We start from the raw sequence: 21177 nt of genomic DNA, 5'->3' as shown, positions 1-21177 counted from the left end.
TCCGCCACAGAGAAGAGACCCCCGTGCGCCTCAGCCGCCCCCTCGTCACCGCGTCCGCCGTCCTGCTCGTCGCCGGCCTGGCCGCCTGCAGCCCCGACTCCGCGGGCGCCGCGGCCTCCGACGGCGACGGCCCCACCGTCGTGACGGTCGGCACCCTCAAGGGCCAGCCGCACCTGTACGCCCCGTTCCTCTACGAGGGCCTCGCGCCGGAGGGCGTCGAGTTCGAGGTCGTGCAGTTCGACACCTCCCCCGACATCAAGAACGCCGTCGTCAGCGGCAACATCGACTTCGGCGTCGCCGGCGTGCCGTCCGCGGTCTCGGGCGCCGCGGCGGGTCAGGACGTCGTGGTGGTCGCCGCGGCGGCCGACGGCGGCTCCGGCATCATCGGCCGCGAGGGCCTGGACGGCGTGGAGTCGCTGGCGGGCCTCACGGTCGGCTACCCGCAGGGGTCGTCCCAGGAGATCCTGCTGCGCCTCACGCTCGAGGCCGCGGGCATGGACGCGGACGCCGACCTGGAGCTGGTGAACCTGCCGTTCTCCGACATGGCCGGTGCCCTGGCGGCCGGGCGGATCGACGCGTTCGCCAGCGCCGAGCTCGGCCCGTCGACCGCCCTGCAGGCCGGCGCCGTCGAGGTCGCGTCCCCGTACGAGACCCCGGTCGGGCGCGTGAACATCGGCCTCTACACGACCGGCGCCCTGATCGAGGAGGACCCGGAGCTCGTGCAGCAGGTCGTGGACACGCACGTCCGGGCGACCGAGCAGATGGCCGCCGACCCGCAGGCGTGGGCGGACGGCGTGGTCGCGGAGTTCGGCATCGACCAGGCCGTCGTCGACACCGCGGTGCAGAACATCTGGCCGCGCTGGGAGATCGACGACGAGTACGCCGCCCAGGTGGCCGCGCTGGTCGAGCAGATGGCCGCCCTGAAGCAGATCGACGGCGAGGTGGACGTCGAGACGCTGCTCGACACGACGTTCGTCGACGTCACCGACGCCTGATCCCCACCCGCGAGGGAGACGACATGACCAGCACGCAGGCCGCCCCCGCGGCGGCCACCGCCCGGGTCGCGGCACCCGCGACCCCCGTCGCCGCCCGCCCCGCCCGGCGGCGGCCCCGCCCCGGACCGCTCCTGCTCGCCCTGCCCGTGCCGGCCCTCGTCCTCGTCCTGTGGACGCTCGGCGTGCAGCAGGCGTGGGAGCTGCCGTTCGGTATCCAGATGGGCTTCCTGCCCACGCCGCTGGAGGTCGGGCGCCGGCTGGTGGACCTGGCCGCCGGCGGCATCGTGGACGACGCGTTCAGCGGCACCCTGCTCGCCCACCTGTGGGCGTCGACGCAGCGTGTGCTCGCCGGGTTCGCCCTCGCGGTGGCCCTGGCCGTCCCGCTCGGCGTGGTGATGGGCCGGTTCGACCCGGTGTTCCGGATGCTCGAGCCGACCGTGAACCTCGCCCGGCCGATCCCCGTCACCGCGTGGGCCCCGCTGACCCTGCTGATCATCGGCTACGGGGACGCGTCGGCGATCTTCCTGGTGTTCCTCGCCGCGTTCTTCCCGGTGCTGCTCAACACGATCTCCGGGGTCCGGCAGGTGCCCGTGCGGCTGCTGGAGGCGGCGGCGATGCTCGGCACGAGGCCGGCGCAGGTGCTCTACAAGGTCGTGCTGCCCGCCTCGATGCGGTCCATCGCGAGCGGCCTGCGCGTCGCGCTCGGCCTGTCCTGGGTGATCCTCGTGGTGGGCGAGACCGTCGGGATCAACACCGGCCTCGGCGCCATGATCACCCAGGCCCGGGACCAGTCGAAGACCGACCTCATCGTCGCCGGCATGGTCGTCATCGGCCTGTGCGGCTTCGTCGCCGACCGCCTGCTCACCGGCCTCCTCACGCTCGCGACCCGCGGGCGCCCGACCCTGACCTGAGAGGGGGAGCACCATGCCCCGCATCGGCTCCGTCCGCCCCCGCCAGCCCGCCGACGTGCGCGTCGCCGGCCTCGGCAAGCAGTACCCGACCCGCTCCGGCGGCAGCGTCGTGGCGATGGCCGACGTCGACCTCGACGTCCCCGCCGGGGAGTTCGTCTGCGTCGTGGGCGCCTCCGGCTGCGGCAAGAGCACCCTGCTGCGGATCCTCGCCGGCTTCGAGGGCGCGACCTCCGGCACGGTCACCGTCGCGGGGTCCCCGGTCACCGGGCCCGACCCCGAGCGCGGCGTCGTGTTCCAGGACTACGGGCTGTTCCCGTGGCTGTCCGTCCGGGAGAACATCGCGTACGGCCCGCGGCAGGCGCGGCTCCAGGGCCCGCTGGTCGCCGAGCGCACCGACCGGTTCCTCGAGGCGGTCGGCCTGACCCGGTTCGCGGACAAGTACCCGCAGGAGCTCTCCGGCGGCATGCAGCAGCGCGTCGCCATCGCCCGGGTGCTGGCCAACGACCCGTCGCTGCTGCTGATGGACGAGCCGTTCGGGGCGCTCGACGCCCTCACCCGGTCGTCCCTGCAGGCGGAGCTGTCCCGGATCCACCGCGACACCGGCACGACCGTGCTGTTCGTGACGCACTCGATCGAGGAGGCGGTCTTCCTCGCGGACCGGGTGGTCGTGATGGCCGGGGGCGCGTCGCACGGCGTGCCCGGGCACGTGAAGGAGATCGTCCCGATCGGCCTGACCGGCGAGCGCGACGTGACCTCCGCGGAGTTCAACGCGCTCAAGCGGCGGATCGCGGCGCTCGTGCACGAGGAGGTGGCGGCTCCGGCGGCGTGACGCCGGCGGCGGCCGCGGCGCGGGGTCAGCGCGCGCCCGGCCGCCACAGCACGATCGCGCCGGGAGCGCCGGCGGTCGTCCCGGCCTGGTAGGTGGCGTCCGCCGGCGTCCGGCGGCGCCGCTGGCCCAGGCCCATCGCGACCACGTCGCCGGAGGGGTGCGCCGTGAACACGCGGCGCCCGGGCTCGGTGTACGCCCGCAGGTGCTCGACCTGCCGGCGCAGCCGCTCCACCTCGGACTCCAGCTCCAGGATCCGCTTGATGCCGGCGAGGTTGACGCCCTCCTCCTGGGAGAGCCGCTGCACCTCGCGCAGCGTGGCGATGTCCCGCAGCGAGTACCGCCGCCCGCGGCCGCGGGTCCGCCCCGGCTGCACCAGCCCGAGGCGGTCGTACTGCCGCAGCGTCTGCGGGTGCATCCCCGCGAGCTCGGCGGCGACCGAGATCACGTAGATCTGCGCGTCCGGGGACGCCATCACCACCACCTCCTCCTGGGCGGTCACTCCTTGGCGCGTGCGAGCAGGTCGGCCCGCGGGTCCTCGCCGGACGTCGCGATGCCGAACGCCTGCACGGCCTCCTTCGCCGCGCCGCTGAGCCGCTGCGGCACGACCACCTGGACGGTCACCAGCAGGTCGCCGGTGCCGGCGGACGTCGTGACGCCCCGGCCCTTGACCCGCAGCGTGCGGCCCGACGGGGTGCCGGCCGGGATCTTCAGCCGGACCTGACCGCCGTCGAGCGTCGGCACCGGCACCTCCGCGCCGAGCGCCGCCTCGTCGAACGCGACCGGCAGCGTCACCCGCAGGTTGGTGCCGTCGAGGGTGAACACCGGGTGCGGCGTGACCCGGACGGTGACCTCGAGGTCGCCCGCCGGCGCGCCGTTCTCCCCGGGGCGGCCCTTGCCGCGCAGCCGGATCTTCTGCCCGTCCTTCACGCCGGCCGGGATGCGGGCCTTGACGGTCCGCCCCTCCACGCCGAGCGCCACGGTCGAGCCCTCGACGGCCTGCCGGAACGGCAGCGTCGTGACCGCGGCGAGGTCCGCGCCACGCCGGCCGCCGCGGGGCTGGCCGAAGCCGCCGCCACCGCCGAACAGCCCGCCCAGCAGGTCCTCGAACCCGCCGCCCGCGCCGCCGCCCGGGGCACCGGCGCCCTGCGGGAACCGCACCCGCGTGCCACCCGCGCCGCCGCCGAACACGCCGCCGAACAGGTCCTCGAACCCGCCGTTCGCGCCGCCCGCGCCCCCGGCGCCGCCCGCGCCCGCGCGGAACCGCGCGCCGCCGGCCATCGCCCGGAGCTGGTCGTACTGCTGGCGCTGCTCGGGGTCGGACAGCACGGCGTACGCCTCGCCGACCTCCTTGAACTTCGCCTCGGCGACCGCGTCCCCCGGGTTGTGGTCGGGGTGCATCGTCCGGGCGAGCTTGCGGTACGCCTTCTTGATCGCCGCCGCGTCCGCGTCCTTGGGGACGCCGAGCACGGCGTAGAAGTCCTTCTCGAGCCAGTCCTGACCGCTCACGACGCCTCCTCTCGTTCACTCGTCCCACGGGCGGGACCCGGCCGCGCGGTGCCGCGCGGCCGGGTCCTCATCGTGCCCGTCACGCCTCCGGGTCGACGACCGCCACCCGGGCGGCGCGGATGATCCGCTCGCCCATCCGGTAGCCGGGCTGCAGCACCTGCTGCACCGTCGGCTCCGTCACGTCGGCCGCGTGGCCGTGCATGAGGGCCTCGTGCACGGTCGGGTCGAACGCCTCGCCGGCCGCGCCGTACCGCTCGATGCCGAACCGGGACAGCGTGGCCTCCAGCTTCTCGGCGATCGACGCGAACGGGCCGACCAGATCGCCGTGCTGGCGGGCCAGCTCGATGTCGTCGAGGACGCTGATCAGCGCCTCGGCGACCGACGCGACGCCCAGGTCCCGGGCCGTCAGCGCCTCGGCCTTCGACCGCTTCACGTACGCCGAGTACTGCTGCTCGAGGTTGAAGTAGTCGGCGTTGCGGCGCTGGAGCTCGTCCAGGCGCTCGGCCGCCAGCTTCTGGGCCTCGACGAGGCCCTCGAGCATCACGGTCTCCTCGGCGGCGGTCGCGGCCTGCTCGGCCTCGGCCAGCACGGCCTCCTCGGGCGTCGGCTCGCGCAGCCGGCCGGTCTCCGGGTCGATGCGGCGCTTGTCCGTCACGCGGGGCGCCTCCTCGTCCGGGTCCGGGCGGCCCTGGCGGGTCGGGTCGTCCGTCACTTCTTCTCACCCTCGTCGTCGACGATCTCGGCGTCCACCACGTCGTCGTCCGCGGCGTCGGCGGTCCCGGCGTCGGCGGCCGGCTGGTCGCCCGCGGGCGCCTGCTGGTTCGCCGAGTACAGCGCCTCGCCGATCTTCTGCGACGCGGTGACCAGGGCGGTCTGCTTCGCGGTGACCTCGGCCAGGTCGTCGCCCTCGAGGGCCTTCTTCAGGTCGTCGACGCTTCTGCGGACCTCGGTCTTGACGTCGTCGGACAGCTTGTCGTCGTTGTCGGTCAGCAGCTTCTCCGTGGAGTACACGAGCTGCTCGGCGGAGTTGCGGGTCTCCGCCTCCTCGCGACGCTTCTTGTCCTCGGCGGCGTGCGCCTCGGCCTCCTTGACCATGCGGTCGATCTCGTCCTTCGGCAGGCCGGAGCCGCCGGAGATCGTCATCGACTGCTCCTTGCCCGTGCCGCGGTCCTTGGCGGACACGTGCACGATGCCGTTCGCGTCGATGTCGAAGGTGACCTCGATCTGCGGGACGCCGCGCGGGGCCGGCGCGATGCCGGTCAGCTCGAAGGTGCCCAGCGGCTTGTTGTCCCGCGCGAACTCGCGCTCGCCCTGGAACACCTGGATCAGCACGGACGGCTGGTTGTCCTCGGCCGTCGAGAAGATCTCGCTGCGCTTGGTCGGGATGGCCGTGTTGCGCTCGATGAGCTTGGTCATCACTCCGCCCTTGGTCTCGATGCCGAGGGACAGCGGGGTCACGTCGATCAGCAGGACGTCCTTGCGGTCGCCCTTGATGACGCCGGCCTGCAGCGCGGCACCCACGGCCACGACCTCGTCCGGGTTGACGCCCTTGTTGGGCTCCTTGCCGCCGGTGAGCTCGCGCACCACGTCGGCCACCGCGGGCATGCGGGTCGAGCCGCCCACCAGCACGATGTGGTCGATGTCGGCGACCTTGATGCCGGCGTCGCGGATCACCGCGTGGAACGGCGCCTTGGTCCGCTCGAGCAGGTCGGCCGTCATCTGCTGGAACTGCGCCCGGGTGAGCTTCTCGTCCAGGTGGATCGGGCCGTTCTCGCTCATCGAGAGGTACTGCAGGCTGATGTTGGTGCTGGTCGCGGACGACAGCTCCTTCTTCGCCTGCTCGGCCGCCTCGCGGAGGCGCTGCACGGCGATCTTGTCCTTCGACAGGTCGACGCCCGTGCCGTTCTTCACCTGGCCGACCAGCCACTCGACGATCCGGTTGTCCCAGTCGTCGCCGCCGAGGCGGTTGTCGCCGGAGGTCGCGCGGACCTCGATGGTCGAGAAGTCGTCGTCCTTGCCCACCTCGAGCAGGGAGACGTCGAACGTGCCGCCGCCGAGGTCGAAGACGAGGATCAGCTCGTCCTCCTTGCCCTTCTCCAGGCCGTAGGCCAGGGCCGCCGCGGTCGGCTCGTTGACGATGCGCAGGACGTTGAGGCCGGCGATCTGGCCGGCGTCCTTGGTCGCCTGCCGCTCGGCGTCGTTGAAGTAGGCCGGGACGGTGATGACCGCGTCGGTGACGGGCTCGCCCAGGTACTCCTCGGCGTCGCGCTTGAGCTTGCCGAGCACGCGGGCGCTGATCTCCTGCGCGGTGTACTTCTTGTCGTCGATCTCCACCTCCCAGTCCGTGCCCATGTGGCGCTTGACCGAGGAGATGGTGCGGTCGACGTTGGTGACGGCCTGGCGCTTCGCCACCTCGCCGACGAGGACCTCACCCGTCTTGGAGAACGCGACGACCGAGGGGGTCGTCCGCGAGCCCTCCGCGTTGGCGATGACGGTGGGCTCCCCGCCCTCGAGGACGGCGACCACGGAGTTCGTGGTGCCCAGGTCGATGCCGACTGCTCGTGCCATGTCTGTGCTCCTTCGTCGTGCTGCGTGGTCCGGCGCGGGCCCCCGGGCGGGGGCGGTCGTCGCGCCTTGAGCCTGCTGCGCTCAAGTCTGCGACGCCGGTGCCGTGCTGGCAACTCGGGGGCGCTGAACTTGAGTCCACCAGGCTCAACCTCGGGCGCGCGCCCGGCATTCCCGGGGCCGGCGGACGCTCACCGCTCCAGGCGCGCCGCGACCCCGGCCACCGCGGCAGGACCCGCGACGATCTCGAAGTGCATCTCGTCCGGGCGGTCGGGGTAGTCCCCGCCCCAGCGCACGGCGGGCGCGACGTCCTCGAGGATCGCCCGGATCGCCGCGACCTGCTCGTCCGTGAACGTGCCGGTCGCGCCGAGCGGGTGCGCCGGGGCGTTCAGGTCGATCGCCGTGCCGGACGCGTGGTTCGAGAGGTCCGCGCCGCCCCGGACCGGCCGGCGCGCCCAGCCCCAGGAGCTCGCGACGTCCACGGGCTCGACCTCGGCGTCGAACCGCTCGGCCACGTGGGCCAGGACGACCGCGACGTCGCCGGCCAGCACCGGGCCCGTCACCCACGGGATCGCGACGAGGCGGGAGTCCCGCCCGGACGTGACCTCCGGCCAGCCGTTCTGCGAGGTGCCCCCGCCGTCACCCCGCAGATGCGCGGCCGCCAGCAGCACCGCGACGACGACGGCCGCGACCACGACCGCGAGGACGCCCGCCCGCACCGGGGCGCCGGCGAGGGGAGCCCTCCGGGCCGGCCGGGACGGTCGGGACGGTCGGGACGGGGCGCTGGTCGGGGGCGTCGAGGTCATGCCGTCGACGCTAGGAAGCGGGCCGGGAGGGCCGCGTCGGACCCCGGGCCGGTCCGGGTCGGGGGCAGGGTCCGCCGAAGGGTGGGGGCGCGCGCACCCTCAGGTGGGGCGGCAGGAGCCCTCAGCGCACGCCGGGCTCAGACCAGGTCGACCCGGTCGGCCTGCGGCCCGCGGTCGCTCTGGCGCACCTGGTACCGCACCCGGTCGCCCTCGTACAGCGCCTCGCCGTCGCGCACGACCGACACGTGCACGAACAGGTCCGGGCCGCCGTCGTCGGGGGTGATGAAGCCGAAGCCGCGGTCCGCGCCGAAGCGCGCGACCACACCCTGCCCGCCGCGCACGGGGGCGCGGGACGCCGACGCACCACCGGGGCCGCGGCGGTCCGGCCCGCCGCGCCCGCCGCGGTGCGCCGGGCCGCCGACCAGCCGCACGCCCTGGGCCTGCAGGCCCTTCTCGCCCTCGGAGAGGCGGTAGGTCACGCGGTCGCCCTCGGCCAGCTCGGTCAGGTCCCCGTGCAGGGCCCGGGCGTGCACGAAGACGTCCTGGTCCCCGGAGTCGGGGGTGACGAAGCCGAAGCCCTTGGCCGCGTCGTACCAGGTCACGGTGCCGTCGGCCCCGTCGTTCCGCGCGATCCCGCGGGGCGCGCCGGCGTCGGCTGCCAGCGGCAGGACGTGGTCGGCCTGCGGACCCTTCTCGCCCTCGACGACCAGGAACGCGACGCGCTGCCCGTCGGTCAGCACGCCGCCGCCCACGACGGCCGAGCTGTGCACGAAGATCTCGCCGTCGCCGCTGTCGGGGGTGAGGAACCCGTACCCCTTGGCCGGCTCGTACCAGTTGACGGTGCCGAGCACGCCGAGCGCGGCGTCCGCGGCGACGTCGCCCGTGACCCGGACGCGGCGGGCCTGCGGGCCGCGGTCGCCCTCGCCGACCTCGAACTCGACGGCCTGCCCCTCGCGGAGCGACCTCGTCCCGTCCTGGCCGACGATCTCGGACGCGTGGACGAACAGGTCCTCGGCGTCGTCGCCGAGGGCGAGGAAGCCGAACCCCCGCTCGGCGTCGAACCAGCGGACGGTTCCCTGGGGCACGGTGGACTCCTCGTGATGACGGCGGATGCTGCCCCCAGTGTCCCCGACGCGGTCGCGGCGCACGAACGCCGCCGGGTCACGGGGCGGTACGGTCGGCCCGTGGTCCGTCGCCGCAAGGTCTCCTCCGCCACGGCCTCGCCGGCCACCCGCGCCCGGTACGCGAAGCGCCGCGCCCGCCGGGTCGCGCTCGCGGACAACGACCTGACCCCGGCCGAGTGGGAGTCGCTCCTCACGGCCTGGGGCGGGTGCGCCTACTGCGGCGCGGAGGCCCCCGCGCTCCAGCGCGACTGCGTCCTCGCGATCTCGCGGGGCGGCCGGTACACGCTGGAGAACGTGGTGCCGGCGTGCGCCTCCTGCAACGCCAGCAAGCACAACGACGAGGTCACCGGCTGGCTCCGGCGCAAGAAGCTCGACGAGCGGGCGTTCCTGGTCCGGCACGCGACGATCCTGCGCGACCTGCGCCCGGCCGACCCGCTCGACCCGGCCTGACGCGCGTGTGACCGGGCGCACCGTGGGCCTCCCGGGCCCCGGCGCGTACGATTCTCCGGGCCCCGCGCGACCGCGGCGCCCTCTCCCCTCCCAGGACGGACGGCGCATGAGCGCGCAGACGACCACGCCCGCGCAGCACCCGGGCGAGGCCCCCGACGGCACAAACCTCGGCCCCACCGAGGTGCCCCCCGGCGTCGACCCCGCCGAGCTCGCCACGTTCCTGCGCGTCGCCGACCAGGTCGCCGCCCTCCCGCAGACGCACCCGCAGCACGCCGCCGCCCGCCGCGCCGCGTCCGCGATGTTCAAGGCCGCCAAGAAGCACCGGCGCACCGAGAAGCGCCGCGCGATCGCCGAGGCCGACGCCGCCGTGGTCGCCGCCACCGCGACGGGCAGCCCGGGCCGGATCGACGACGAGACCCGCGGCCTGGCCCTGACCTCCGCCGCGACGGGCGCGACCGCCGGCACCCTGCTCCGCCCGCGGCCGTGCTACGTCTGCAAGGAGGACTACACGGTCGTCGACGCCTTCTACCACCAGCTGTGCCCGTCCTGCGCGGCGCTGCACCACGCCAAGCGCGACGCCCGCACGGACCTGACCGGGCGGCGGGCGCTGCTGACCGGCGGGCGCGCGAAGATCGGCATGTACATCGCGCTGCGGCTGCTGCGGGACGGCGCGGACCTGACGATCACGACCCGGTTCCCCAAGGACGCCGTCCGCCGGTTCAGCGCCATGGACGACGCCGCGGACTGGCTGCACCGGCTGCACGTCGTCGGGATCGACCTGCGCGACCCGGCGCAGGTGGTGTCGCTGGCCGACCACGTCGCCGCCCAGGGACCGTTGGACATCCTCATCAACAACGCCGCGCAGACCGTCCGCCGGCAGCCGGGGGCGTACACGCGGATCGCGCAGGCCGAGGACGCCCCGCTGCCCGCCGAGGCCGCCCGCATGATCACGACGTTCGGGCACACCAGCGACGCGCACCCGCGCGCGCTCGCCGGGTCCGTGAGCGACCTGACCAGCCCCGCCCTGGCGATCGAGCGGGCCGCCCGCGCCGCCGCCGACGACCTGGTCGCGCAGTCGCTGACCGCCGAGGCCGCGAGCCTGGAGCGGCTCGTCGCCGGCACGTCGATCGACGCCGGCGGGCTGATCCCCGACACCACCACGACGAACAGCTGGGTCGCGACGGTCGACGAGGTCGACCCGATGGAGCTGCTCGAGGTGCAGCTCTGCAACCAGACGGCGCCGTTCCTCCTGATCAGCCGGCTGCGGCCCGCCCTCGCGGCGTCGCCCGCCCGGCGGACGTACATCGTCAACGTCTCCGCGATGGAGGGCGTGTTCGCGCGCGGCTACAAGGGCCCCGGCCACCCGCACACGAACATGAGCAAGGCCGCGCTCAACATGCTGACCCGCACGAGCGCCGCCGAGATGCTCACCGACGGCATCCTCATGACCGCCGTCGACACCGGCTGGATCACCGACGAACGCCCGCACACCACCAAGATCCGGCTCGCGGAGGAGGGCTTCCACGCGCCGCTCGACCTGGTCGACGGGGCCGCGCGGGTGTACGACCCCATCGTCCGGGGCGAGGCGGGCGAGGACCTGTACGGCTGCTTCCTCAAGGACTACGCGCGCTCGCAGTGGTGAGCCCGCGGGCTCAGGCGGGCTCGACCGGCAGCCAGAGCTCGACGGTGGCGGTGCTGAAGTCCTCGGCGCGCTCGAGCACGGCGACCACCTCGGGCGCCGGGCGCAGCCGCCACGGGTTCGACGGGAACCACTCCGTCGCCGTCGCGGCCCACAGCCGCTGCAGCTCCTCCGGGTAGGGCCCCGCCGCGCGGAAGACCGCCCAGGACCCCGCCGCGACGTCGATCACGTCGAGGTCGCCGGGGACCTCGACGGCCTCCGAGACGGCCACGCCGTGCAGGTAGGTGAGCTCGGAGCCCTCGCGGCGGTCGGGGTCGAGGTCGGCGCTCACGGCGAGCAGCCCGCGGGGCTCCGTGTCGCCGAGCGCCCGGAGCCGCAGGTGCTCCTGCGGCTCCAGCGCGGCGACGTGCTGCTGGATCGCGGGGTTGACCCCCTCGTGCACGAGCGGCACGCGCGCGGCGTGCCCGGCGAGGCGGAACGCGGGCCGGTCGGCGAGGCGGACGTCCATGGGGTGTGCTCCTTCGACGGTCAGGCGGAACCTGAGGGTGGGCTGGCTGCGGAAGGGGCCGCCGTCGCGCCGGGCCCGCCCCGGTCCGACGCCGTGCACCGCGCGGAACGCCCGCCCGAACGCCTCGGTCGAGCCGTACCCGTAGCGCACCGCGACGTCGAGCAGGTCCCCGGACCCCGCGACGACGTCCGCCGCGGCCACGGTCATCCGCCGGCGGCGGACGTACTCCGACAGCGGCATGCCCGCCAGCGAGGAGAACATGCGGCGCAGGTGGTACTCGGACGTCCCGAGCGAGGCGGCGAGACGGGCGACGTCGAGGTCGTCGGTGAGGCGCTCCTCCACGACGTCCACGAGCCGGTTGAGCCAGTCGATCACGGGTGCTGCTCCCTTCCGACGACCACCCTGCCGCCGGGTCGGGACGTCGCACCCGATCATCCGTGCCCGGTGCGATCGGCCGGGCTACGCGCGCCCCGCCTGGCGCGCGCCGGCCGGCACCCCGGCGCGCTCCGCCCGCCCGTCGAGCATCCGCGTCGTCGCGTCGACCGACCCCAGGGTGGACGCGTCGTGCGAGACCAGGAGCGTCGCGGCGCCGAGCTCGCGCGCGAGCCCGGTGATCAGCTCGACCACCCGGGTGCCGCGCTCGTGGTCGAGGGCCGAGGTCGGCTCGTCGACGAGCAGCACGTCGGGGCGCCCGACGAGGGCCCGGGCGATCGCGACCCGCTGCCGCTGGCCGCCGGAGAGCTGCGCGGGGCGCCGGTGCGCGACGTCGGCGAGGCCGACGGCGTCCAGCAGGGACAGGGCCGCGCCGCGCAGGCTCGACGGGCGCTCCCCGCGCAGGTGCGCGTGGAGCTCGAGCTGCTCCAGCGCCGTGAGCGACGCGATCAGCTGCGGCGACTGGAACACGATCCCGATGCGGTCCAGGCGCAGCCGGGTGGCGGCGGCCCGCGACGTCGTCGGCGTGAGGACGATCTCGTCGTCGAGCGCGACGTGGCCGGACGTGGGGCGGGTCAGCCCCGCAGCGACGGCGAGCAGGCTGGACTTCCCGGCGCCGGACGGCCCGAGCAGGGCGGTGGTGGTGCCCGCGGGCACCGTGAGGGTGACGTCGTCGACGGCGGTGAGCGTGCCGGCGCCGTCGGGGTAGACGAGGCCGACGTGGTCGAGGTGCAGGTCCACGGGTTCTCCGTTCAGCGGGCGGCCAGGGCCGCGTGCGGGTCGGTGCGGGTGATCCGGGCGACCGCGGCGGCCGCCCCGACGAGGCCGGACGCCACGAGCAGCGCGCCGGGGACGAGGGTCGTGGCGGACGACACGGCCACCGGCACGACCCCGGCGAGCGCCGTGCCGGCGACCGCGGCCAGCGCGACGCCGACCGCGACGGCGCCGGCCAGGACGATCGCGGCCTGGCCGAGCGCGTCCCGCAGCAGGAGGCCGGTCGACGCGCCGAGCGCCTTGAGCACGGCGACGTCACCCTGGCGGCTGATCGTCCAGACGGTGAAGAACGCCCCGACGACCAGCGCGGAGATCACCACGAGGAACGCCTGCATGGTGGTGAGCGACAGGTTCTCGGCGGTGAAGGAGGAGACGGCGCTGCGGGCAGCGTCCCGCGTGACGGTGGTGGTGCCGGTCGCCGCGTCGGCGGCGGCCAGGTCGGCGTGCTCGTCGGTCCGCAGGGCGACGACCGTCGCGCTCGGGCCGTCACCGGATCCGCCGCGGGCACCGATCGCCTGCCAGTCGGCCAGGGAGGCCCAGGCGACCGGCGTGTGCGCGAGCTGGGCGTCGTCGGCGACCACGCGGTCGACCGTCAGGTCGGTCCCCCCGAGGGTCAGCGCGTCGCCCGCCGCGAGGCCGAGCTCCTCGGCGCCGCGCTCGGTGAGCACGACCTGTCCGTCGTCCGGCCCGCCGCCGGGCGCCAGGTCCGAGCCCGGGGGCACGCCGAGCGCGGTGACGGCGACGGTGGTGGCACCGGAGGTCGCCCGCGTGGTCGCGACGCCGAGCGGCTGGGCGTCCAGCACGCCGGGCTCCGCCGCCCACGCCTCCCACTGGTCCCGGGTGACGCGCGAGGACGTGAGGTCGGGCGCGTCCCCCGGCGCCGCAGTGCCGAACGCCAGGTGGTCCGCGGGCAGGTCGGTCAGGGCGGAGACCGAGGCCCGGGCGAGGCCGGCGGTGAGCGAGGACAGGAACGTGACGAGCATGGCGACGAGGACGACGACGGTGCCGATGAGGGCGAAGCGGCCGCGGGCGTGCCGCAGGTCGCGCAGCGCGACGTACACGGGACCTCCTGGGGTTCGGGGTGGGGACGGGTTCCACGGTCCGCGGCCGCGCGGCGGCGCGGATCGGGCGGACGGTCGCGTCCCGGGCGCCGGAGGGTCGACCCGCGCCTCGTCCTTTCGGCCGATGCGCGCGGTCCCGCCCCGGCTAGCGTGACCGGGGTGGGACGACTGGTCGATGCGTCGCGTGCGCTGCTGCGGGGCCTGGACGTGCTGCTCGTCGCGCTCGTCGTCGTCGCGGTCGTGCAGGCGCCGCCGGGGTCGCGGTGGGTCGCGGGCGCCGGGGGTGCGGCGCTGGTCGGCGTGCACGTGCGGGGCCGCCGGCACGTCCGGGTGCACGAGGGGCCGGTGGACGCACCCCGCGCGCGCGGTGCCCTGTGGATGGCGGCCGACCTCGTCCTGTGGCTGGTCCTGCTCGCCGCCTCCCCGGCGGCCCTGTGGCTCGCCTTCCCCCTGGTGCTGCTGCAGATGCACGTCCTCGGCCCGCGCCGGGGCGTGCCCCTGGCCGCGCTGACCACGCTGTGCGCCGTCGCGGCGGGCCTCGCTCGACGGCCCGACGGCGACCCCGCGCTCGGGTACGTCCTCGGCCCGGTGGTCGGCGCAGCGGTCGCGGTCGGCGTCGTCCTGGGCCTGGAGGCGGTCGTCCGCGAGTCGCAGGCGCGCCAGCGCGCCCTGGAGGAGCTGGCCGCGGCGCGCGGGCTGCTGGCGTCCGCGGAACGGGAGCGCGTGGTGGCCGCCGAGCGCGAGCGGCTGGCGCGCGAGGTCCACGACACCCTGGCGCAGGGGTTCTCGGCGGTCGAGCTGCTGCTGCGCACGGCGCGGGAGGCGATCGGCTCCGACGACGCGCGCGCCGCCGGGCTCGTCGACCGTGCCCGCGACACCGCCCGGGACAACCTGGCGGAGGCCCGCCGGTTCGTGCGCGCCCTCGCCCCCGCCGACCTCGTCGCCTCGTCGCTGCCGGACGCCCTCAGCCGGGTCGCGGAGCGGACCGGCGGCGACGGCCTCCAGGTGACCACGCACGTCGAGGGCGACCCGCGGCCGCTCGCGGTGCCGGTGGAGACCACGCTGCTGCGGGTCGCGCAGTCCGCGCTCGCCAACGTGCGCCAGCACGCGCACGCCCGCCGCGCCGACGTGACGCTGACCTACGCCGGGGACCGGGTGCTGCTCGACGTCGTGGACGACGGCGCCGGCTTCGACCCCCACGCGCCCGCCGCCGGCGGGGGGTTCGGCCTGACGGCGATGCGCTCGCGGGTCCGGGACCTCGGCGGGACGCTGGCGGTGGAGACCGCGGCCGGCGAGGGGACGGCCGTCGCGGTCAGCCTGCCCGCGCTGGCGCGCGGGGCGGACGAGCAGGAGGACGCGTGATCGACGTCGTGATCGCCGACGACCACCCCGTGGTGCGCGCCGGCCTGCGTGCCGTCCTCGAGGGCCAGCCGGACATGCGCGTCGTCGCCGAGACGCCGACGGCGGAGGAGCTGCTGCGCTGGACCGCGACGCAGCACGCGGACGTCGTGCTGCTCGACCTGCGCTTCGGGCCGGGCCGGATGGGCGGGGCGGAGGCCACGCGGGTGCTCACGGAGCGCGGCGGCCCGGCCGTCCTGGTCGTCACGACCTACGGCTCGGACGCGGACATCCTCGCGGCCGTCGAGGCGGGGGCGACCGGGTACCTGCTCAAGGACGCCCCGACGGACGAGCTCACCCGCGCGGTTCGCGCGGCGGCCGCCGGGCAGGTCGCCCTCGGCCCGGCGGTGCAGGAGCGGCTGCTGGGCCGGGTCCGGGCGCCCCGGCTCGCCCTGACCTCGCGCGAGCTCGACGTGCTGCGCCTGGTGGCGGCGGGCCGCTCCAACGACGAGATCGCGCGGGAGCTGTTCGTCTCCCGGGCGACGGTCAAGACCCACCTGGCGCACCTGTACGACAAGCTCGGGGTCACCTCCCGGACGCGCGCGGTCGCGGTCGCCCGGGAGCGGGGGGTCCTGACCTCCTGAGGGACCTCACCCCGCCGCGATCGCGTCCAGGTCGCGCACCGCGAACCGGTGGTGCTCCCACTCCTCCTCGAGGATCGTGTGCAGGCAGGACAGCACCGTCTCGGGGTACTCGGGCGCCCACGGGTTCCGGCGCTCCGCCGCCAGGTCCGCCGCCGTCACGCCCGCGAGGTGCTCCCGCACCATCGCGACCCGGCCCGCCCGCACGGCGAGCACCTCGGCGTAGTCCGGCTGCTCCGCGGCGAACACCGACGGGTCGTGCCCGTCGGCGGCGTACTCGGCGTTCGGCTGCCCGATCGGGTGGTACGGCCGCTCGACGCCGAGCACCGCGCCGCGCAGCCAGGTGTCCGTCGCCATGACCAGGTGCCGGAGCGTCTGCGCGAACGACCACTCCCCCGCGACCGACACGTCGGCGGTGCCCGGCGGCATCGTGGCCACGCGGTCGAGCGTCGCCGCCCAGGTCCGCTCGACCGCCGCCCACGCGGCGCGCAGGCCGTCCGGGTCGGTCGCGCCGCGCAGCGCCCGCCCGGGGAACCGCCGGTCCAGCTCCGCCTCGACGTAGGGCACGACGTCGACGCCGTTGACCAGCAGCGCGCCGCCGGGCAGCCAGGGCGCGTCGATGTCGGCGCCCTCGACGTCGACCCCGCGCATCACCGCCCCGGCCAGGGTGCTGCGCACGAACCGCGCCCCCCGCAGGTCCGCGTCGACGAACTCCCGCCCGCCGTCTCCCCGCGCCTGTGCCGTCATGGTGCCCCCTGCGTCGTGGTCGCCGTCGCCGTGGGGCACCGTTCTACACCGCGGTGACCACCGGGCCGAAGGGCACGATCTCCTCCGCGCCGTGGTCGACGACCAGGCAGCTGCTCTCCGGCACCTCGAGCCACGCGCCCTTGAGGTCCCCGAGCGGCTCGGACACGACGATCCGGGTCTCGTCCGACAGGCCCTCGAGCATCGGGTGGTCCGGGTACTGCGCGCGCAGCACGGCGACGTCCCGGTTCCGGAACAGCGAGCGCGACCGGCCCTCCGACGAGTACCGGAACGTCCACAGCCGCTCCCCGTCGGTGGTCGCGAACGTGCCCTGCACCGGGTAGAGCACCCCGTGCTTGCGCCCGACGTCCTCGATCAGCCCGACCGTCGCCGCCATCGCGGCCCTCGGGTCGTCCATCAGCCCGAGGCTGAGCGCGACGAAGAACACCGTCTCCGAGTCGGTCGAGCCCTCGATCAGCGGGAACAGCGACGGGTCCACCGCCAGCTGCAAATCGCGCTTGAGGGTGCTGAACCCCCCGATGGACCCGTTGTGCATGAACAGCCACTGGCCGTGCCGGAACGGGTGGCAGTTGGTCTGCTGGACGGCCGTGCCGGTGGTGGCCCGGACGTGCGCGAGGACGGTGCCCGACCGGACGTGCGCGGACAGCTCGCGCAGGTTCCGGTCGGACCACGCGGGCTCGATGCTGCGGAACATGCCCGGGATCGGCGAGTGCTCGTCGTACCAGCCGACGCCGAACCCGTCGCCGTTCACGGCCTCGACGCCCAGGTGGCTGTGCCGGCTCTGCATGACGAGGGAGTTGGTGGGCTTGTAGAGCAGGTCCTCCAACGACACCGGGGAGCCGGTGTAGGCGAGCCAACGGCACATGGGGACCTCCTGGGCGGGGCGCGCCCCCGCGCCGGTGCGGGTGCGCTGGTCCGCCCGACCGTACGCCGCGCGTGCGCGCCGCTTCCTCCCCCGCGGCGGGTGGTGCCGCGCCGATCGCTCCCCCCGTCCGCGCAGTGGAAGGTCCGGACGGACACGCCGTCGGCGTGTCTGCTCGAACGTCCCACTCTGCCGGTGGCGCTTGGCAGACCGGGCGAGAGACGATAGATTGCTATCGTTCTTCGATAGGTCGAGCCCCCAGGAGACGACGATGTCCGAGCTGGCGCGGCGGGTGCTGCGGGTGGTGATCGTCCTGCTGTTCGCGGGGCTGCTGTTCTTCCAGGCCGTCCTGCTCCCGCTGCTGGGGGTCGACATCGCGGAGGGCGGCGACGACGTCGTGCACCTGCGCTGGCCGGTCGTCGTGATCGGCATCCTCGGGGTCGCGACCGTCGAGGTCGTGCTGGTCTGCATCTGGCGGCTGCTGACGATGGTCCGGGCCGACACGGTGTTCAGCCGCTCGGCCTTCCGGTACGTCGACGTCATCATCGGCGCGATCGCGGTCGCTGCGGGGCTGCTCCTGCTGCTCGGCGTCGTCCTGGCGCCCGGGGAGGCCGTGCCGCCGGGCATGGTGCTCGCGCTCGGGATCGTCGCGATGGGCGTCGGCGGCATCGCGCTGCTGGTGCTCGTGCTGCGGGCGCTGCTGGCGAAGGCCGTCGCCCTGGACAGCACGGCGACCACGCTCCGCGCCGAGCTCGACGAGGTGATCTGATGCCCATCGTCGTGGACATCGACGTCATGCTCGCCCGGCGGAAGATGTCGGTGGGCGAGCTCGCCGACCGGGTCGGGATCACCCCCGCCAACCTCGCGGTGCTGAAGAACGGCCGGGCCCGCGCGGTGCGGTTCACCACGCTCGAGGCGCTGTGCGACGTGCTCGACTGCCAGCCGGGGGACCTGCTCCGGCACGAGCCGGCGGGCGAGCCGGCGGGCGGGGCGGCGGTCGACGAGCCCGAGGAGGCCGCCGGCTGACACGCGGCCGGACTACGCGTCCGGCTCCCAGCGGGACGGCACCAGGTCGGCGAGCAGCGTGCGGTGGGCCCAGCGCACCCAGGCGAGCGCGCTCCAGCCACCCCGCCGGACCAGGGCGTTCCACGGCTCGGGCCCGAGCACGAGGGTCACGAGGTCCGTCGCCTGCTCGACGTCGAGCCCCGCGCGCAGCACCCCGTCGCGCTCGCAGGCCTCGACGAGCAGCCGGTGCACCGCCCGGCGGCGCGCCTCGTCCCGCTCCCACGCCGCGTGCAGCACCGGGTCGCCGACGGCGTGCGCCCGCACCAGGTCCTGCACCGCGGCCGCCCGGCCGAGCAGCTCCGCCGCCCCGCGCGCGTGCAGGAACACCCGGCGCGCCGGATCCGCCTCCGCGACGACGGCCCGGACCCACGGCTGCTCCGCGAGATCGGGGGCGGCGTCCCGGCGGTCGGCCCCGTCGACGGCGTGGTCGAGGCAGCCGACGAGGATGTCCGACTTCGACGGGTACGAGTAGTAGACGGTCTGCACCCCGACACCCGCGGCGCGACCGACCGCCGTGATGGTGGTGGGGCCGTACCCGTCGTCGAGGAACAGCCGGGTGGCGGCCTCGGCGATCCGTGCGCGAGTGCCCTGGGCGCGCAGGGAGCGCCCGTCGCTGCTGGTCACGCGGCAAACCGTAGCAGCACTACGGATATCTTCCTGTACCGGGGCTCCGAAAACCCGGGCACCGCGGGCGCCGAGAGTGCACCAGCTGCTGCTTCGCCGCGCCCGAGGTCGACACCTGCTGCATCCTCGGCGCGTGAGGCCGCAGGTCGGGGCTGGTTTTCGGAGTTCCGGTACAGGAAGGTCAGGCGCCCGTGGCCAGCAGCACCAGGAGGGCCAGGTTGAGCGCCACGACCAGCGCCACCACCACGACCAGCGCCGCCTGCAGCCGCGGGCCGTTCGCGTGCGCCCCCATGAGCGCCCGGTCCCGGTTCAGCCGCACCAGCGGGATCGCCGCGAACGGGATCCCGAACGACAGCACCACCTGGCTGACCACGAGCGTCCACGTCGGGTCCGCCCCCACGCCCAGCAGCACCAGCGCCGGCACCAGCGTGATCGCCCGCCGGACCAGCAGCGGGATCCGCCGGTGGATGAGCCCCTCCATCACCGCGGCCCCCGCGTAGCAGCCGACCGACGTCGACGCGAGGCCCGACGCCAGCAGCCCGATCGCGAACACCACGCCGATGCCGCCGCCCAGGGCCCCGCTGATCGCCGCGTGCGCGCCCTCGATCGTGTCCGTGCCCTCGACGCCCCGCAGGTTCGCCGCGGCGAGCAGCAGCAGGCCGATGTTCACCGAGCCGGCGAGGGTCAGCGCGGCGCCGACGTCCCAGCGGGTGGCCCGCAGCAGGCCGACGCGCTCCGCCGGCGCGTGCACCCGCCCGAACCGGTCGCGGCTCAGCGCGGAGTGCACGTAGATCGCGTGCGGCATGACGGTCGCGCCGAGCATCGACGCGGCCAGCAGCACCGAGTCCGTCCCGGCGAACCGCGGGACCAGGCCGCCGAGCATCGCCGCGGGGTCGGGCGGGCCCACGACCAGGCCGCAGAGGAAGCCGACGACGATGACGAGCAGGAGCGCCACGACCAGCGACTCGAACCGCCGCTGGCCGTACCGGTTCTGCGTGGCGAGCAGCAGCATCGACACCGCGCCGACGATCAGCCCGCCGAGCACGAGCGGCAGCCCGAACAGGAGGTTCAGCGCGATGGCCCCGCCCACGACCTCGGCGATGTCGGTGGCCGCCGCGACCACCTCGGCCTGCGCCCAGAACGCCAGCCGCGGACCGCGCCGCAGCCGCTTGCCCAGCACGCCGGGCAGGGAGTCGCCGGTGACGATGCCGAGCTTCGCGGACTGGTACTGCACCAGCACGGCCATCGCGTTCGCCGCGACCAGGACCCACAGCAGCAGGTAGCCGTACCGGGCGCCGGCCGTGAGGTTCGCGGCGACGTTCCCGGGGTCCACGTAGGCGATCGCCGCGACGAACGCGGGCCCGAGCAGGGGCAGCACCCGGCCCTTCGCCGCCGCCTGCCGCTGTGTTGTGCTGGTCACCGCACCTCCAAGTTCGGATGTCCGAACTCAGTGTAGGCACACGTCGGCGCACGGGCGGGGCGCGGGCGCCGGAACCGCCGAGTGGAGCGTTTCGCCGGGACACGCCGGGCGTGTCGGGCAGAACCCTCCACCCGGTGCGGCGGGGCGCTCCCGGGACCGGCTCAGGCCGCGGCGGGCTCCACGTCCCGGCGCCACCGCCCGTCCTCGCGCCGGAACCCGACGCGCTCGAGGTAGTCCCCGGTGTCCCGGGCGTCGTCGGCCACCACCAGCGAGCGCAGCCCCGTGCCCGCGAACGCCCCGCTCCGCCGGTACACGAACTCGCCGGGCGCGAAGTCCCGGAACCGCGGCGTCACCCAGTCGAGCTGCACCTCGCCGACGCCCTCCCCGGCGTCCCGCACGACCACCACGCCGACGGTCTCGTCGCCGCGCAGCACGAGGTACGCCCAGCGCTCCCCGGCTCCCCCGGCCCCGCCGAACGACGGGTAGTAGCGCGCGATGTCGTCCGCGTGCACCCCGAGCACGTGCCGCAGGTACGCGTCCTCCGCCCCGACCGGCACGACCTGGAACACGTCCGCGTCGTGCCGCTCGCGGGTCAGCCGCCACAGCCAGTACGCGTCGATGACCGCGATCACCCCGTTCATCACGGCGAACGGCCAGATCCCGACGACCGCGTTGTACGCGGCGGCGATCACCGAGCCGGCGAAGTTCATCCACCGGAACCGCAGGACGCGCGCCTGCATGAGGGACACGACGACGAGGACCGAGCCGGTCCACCCGATGATCTCCAGCCATGGCATGGCGGCGAGGCTACCGCCCGGTAGCGTCGCGGCGGTCCGGCACGGCCGAAAGTCCTCGACGCGGC

23 protein-coding genes are annotated in these 21177 nt (G+C 75.2%); 9 read left to right on the top strand and 14 right to left on the bottom strand.

Annotation, left to right across the window (positions count from 1 at the left end):
- Positions 1–23 precede the first annotated feature (23 nt).
- The 3 genes from HNR08_RS09315 to HNR08_RS09305 are packed head-to-tail and all read left to right on the top strand — an operon-like array spanning position 24 to position 2735.
- The gene (locus HNR08_RS09315; protein ID WP_146833254.1) at positions 24–995 is read left to right on the top strand and encodes an ABC transporter substrate-binding protein; all 972 of its coding nucleotides are present in this window, start codon (positions 24–26) and stop codon (positions 993–995) included.
- Positions 996–1018: 23 nt separating this feature from the next.
- A complete protein-coding gene (locus tag HNR08_RS09310; RefSeq protein ID WP_146833257.1) occupies positions 1019–1906 on the top strand; it encodes an ABC transporter permease in 888 nt (295 codons plus the stop codon).
- A 13-nt stretch (positions 1907–1919) separates the two neighbouring features.
- The gene (locus HNR08_RS09305) at positions 1920–2735 is read left to right on the top strand and encodes an ABC transporter ATP-binding protein (RefSeq protein WP_146833261.1); all 816 of its coding nucleotides are present in this window, start codon (positions 1920–1922) and stop codon (positions 2733–2735) included.
- 25 nt (positions 2736–2760) lie between these two features.
- Here HNR08_RS09305 and HNR08_RS09300 read toward each other — a convergent pair whose 3' ends face one another.
- The 6 genes from HNR08_RS09300 to HNR08_RS22660 form a co-directional block, all read right to left on the bottom strand.
- Positions 2761–3207 (bottom strand): heat shock protein transcriptional repressor HspR, encoded by a 447-nt coding sequence (locus tag HNR08_RS09300; protein WP_146833372.1) that lies wholly within the window; start codon positions 3205–3207, stop codon positions 2761–2763.
- A gap of 23 nt (positions 3208–3230) precedes the next feature.
- Positions 3231–4241, bottom strand: a complete 1011-nt coding sequence (locus tag HNR08_RS22330) for a DnaJ C-terminal domain-containing protein (protein ID WP_146833264.1) — start codon at positions 4239–4241, stop codon at positions 3231–3233.
- 79 nt (positions 4242–4320) lie between these two features.
- Complete coding sequence (gene grpE / locus HNR08_RS09290; protein ID WP_146833267.1) at positions 4321–4953, bottom strand: nucleotide exchange factor GrpE; 633 nt, start codon at positions 4951–4953, stop codon at positions 4321–4323.
- Positions 4950–6809 (bottom strand): molecular chaperone DnaK, encoded by a 1860-nt coding sequence (dnaK, locus tag HNR08_RS09285; RefSeq protein WP_146833270.1) that lies wholly within the window; start codon positions 6807–6809, stop codon positions 4950–4952. Before dnaK ends, grpE begins: the two co-directional genes overlap by 4 nt.
- 188 nt (positions 6810–6997) lie before the next feature.
- A complete protein-coding gene (locus HNR08_RS09280) occupies positions 6998–7612 on the bottom strand; it encodes a M15 family metallopeptidase (RefSeq protein ID WP_146833273.1) in 615 nt (204 codons plus the stop codon).
- Between the two features lie 137 nt (positions 7613–7749).
- Positions 7750–8697, bottom strand: coding sequence for a cold-shock protein (locus HNR08_RS22660; RefSeq protein WP_146833274.1), 948 nt, complete (start codon positions 8695–8697; stop codon positions 7750–7752).
- Positions 8698–8796: 99 nt separating this feature from the next.
- Between HNR08_RS22660 and HNR08_RS09270 the strand changes: the two genes are divergently transcribed.
- Together HNR08_RS09270 and HNR08_RS09265 are read left to right on the top strand one after the other, a co-directional pair.
- Positions 8797–9186, top strand: a complete 390-nt coding sequence (locus tag HNR08_RS09270; RefSeq protein ID WP_246802906.1) for an HNH endonuclease — start codon at positions 8797–8799, stop codon at positions 9184–9186.
- Positions 9187–9292: 106 nt separating this feature from the next.
- The gene (locus HNR08_RS09265; RefSeq protein WP_246802907.1) at positions 9293–10828 is read left to right on the top strand and encodes an SDR family oxidoreductase; all 1536 of its coding nucleotides are present in this window, start codon (positions 9293–9295) and stop codon (positions 10826–10828) included.
- 10 nt (positions 10829–10838) lie between these two features.
- Here the strand turns inward: HNR08_RS09265 and HNR08_RS09260 are convergent, their stop codons facing one another.
- From HNR08_RS09260 to HNR08_RS09250, 3 genes are all read right to left on the bottom strand, one after another.
- Positions 10839–11708: an AraC family transcriptional regulator gene (locus HNR08_RS09260; protein WP_146833279.1), complete on the bottom strand. Its 870-nt coding sequence runs from the start codon at positions 11706–11708 to the stop codon at positions 10839–10841.
- An 84-nt stretch (positions 11709–11792) separates the two neighbouring features.
- Positions 11793–12506 carry an ABC transporter ATP-binding protein gene (locus HNR08_RS09255; protein ID WP_146833282.1) on the bottom strand — a complete coding sequence of 238 codons (714 nt, stop codon included), beginning with the start codon at positions 12504–12506 and terminating at the stop codon, positions 11793–11795.
- Between the two features lie 11 nt (positions 12507–12517).
- Positions 12518–13600 carry an ABC transporter permease gene (locus HNR08_RS09250; RefSeq protein ID WP_146833285.1) on the bottom strand — a complete coding sequence of 361 codons (1083 nt, stop codon included), beginning with the start codon at positions 13598–13600 and terminating at the stop codon, positions 12518–12520.
- A 159-nt stretch (positions 13601–13759) separates the two neighbouring features.
- On the opposite strand from HNR08_RS09250, the gene HNR08_RS09245 reads away from it, so the two are divergent.
- Both HNR08_RS09245 and HNR08_RS09240 read left to right on the top strand, forming a co-directional pair.
- Complete coding sequence (locus tag HNR08_RS09245) at positions 13760–14962, top strand: sensor histidine kinase (protein ID WP_246802908.1); 1203 nt, start codon at positions 13760–13762, stop codon at positions 14960–14962.
- Positions 14959–15582, top strand: a complete 624-nt coding sequence (locus HNR08_RS09240) for a response regulator (protein WP_146833291.1) — start codon at positions 14959–14961, stop codon at positions 15580–15582. Before HNR08_RS09245 ends, HNR08_RS09240 begins: the two co-directional genes overlap by 4 nt.
- 6 nt (positions 15583–15588) lie before the next feature.
- On the opposite strand, the gene HNR08_RS09235 is transcribed toward HNR08_RS09240, so the two are convergent.
- Positions 15589–16326: a DinB family protein gene (locus tag HNR08_RS09235; protein ID WP_146833294.1), complete on the bottom strand. Its 738-nt coding sequence runs from the start codon at positions 16324–16326 to the stop codon at positions 15589–15591.
- 43 nt (positions 16327–16369) lie between these two features.
- On the bottom strand, positions 16370–17209 hold the full coding sequence (locus HNR08_RS09230; RefSeq protein WP_146833298.1) for a class II glutamine amidotransferase: 840 nt from the start codon (positions 17207–17209) through the stop codon (positions 16370–16372).
- A gap of 268 nt (positions 17210–17477) precedes the next feature.
- On the opposite strand from HNR08_RS09230, the gene HNR08_RS09225 reads away from it, so the two are divergent.
- Together HNR08_RS09225 and HNR08_RS09220 are read left to right on the top strand one after the other, a co-directional pair.
- On the top strand, positions 17478–17975 hold the full coding sequence (locus tag HNR08_RS09225; RefSeq protein WP_146833301.1) for a DUF2975 domain-containing protein: 498 nt from the start codon (positions 17478–17480) through the stop codon (positions 17973–17975).
- On the top strand, positions 17975–18232 hold the full coding sequence (locus HNR08_RS09220; protein WP_146833304.1) for a helix-turn-helix domain-containing protein: 258 nt from the start codon (positions 17975–17977) through the stop codon (positions 18230–18232). Before HNR08_RS09225 ends, HNR08_RS09220 begins: the two co-directional genes overlap by 1 nt.
- A gap of 12 nt (positions 18233–18244) precedes the next feature.
- Here HNR08_RS09220 and HNR08_RS09215 read toward each other — a convergent pair whose 3' ends face one another.
- The 3 genes from HNR08_RS09215 to HNR08_RS09205 form a co-directional block, all read right to left on the bottom strand.
- Entirely contained in the window at positions 18245–18895 is a 651-nt protein-coding gene (locus HNR08_RS09215; RefSeq protein WP_146833307.1) for a TetR/AcrR family transcriptional regulator, read from the bottom strand.
- A 181-nt stretch (positions 18896–19076) separates the two neighbouring features.
- Positions 19077–20315, bottom strand: a complete 1239-nt coding sequence (locus tag HNR08_RS09210; protein ID WP_146833310.1) for an Nramp family divalent metal transporter — start codon at positions 20313–20315, stop codon at positions 19077–19079.
- A 161-nt stretch (positions 20316–20476) separates the two neighbouring features.
- The gene (locus HNR08_RS09205) at positions 20477–21112 is read right to left on the bottom strand and encodes a YgjV family protein (protein WP_146833314.1); all 636 of its coding nucleotides are present in this window, start codon (positions 21110–21112) and stop codon (positions 20477–20479) included.
- Positions 21113–21177 lie beyond the last annotated feature (65 nt).

Origin of the sequence: Cellulomonas hominis, assembly GCF_014201095.1 — a bacterium.
Classification (GTDB): domain Bacteria; phylum Actinomycetota; class Actinomycetes; order Actinomycetales; family Cellulomonadaceae; genus Cellulomonas; species Cellulomonas hominis.
This window is presented reverse-complemented; position numbering and strand designations above follow the sequence as displayed.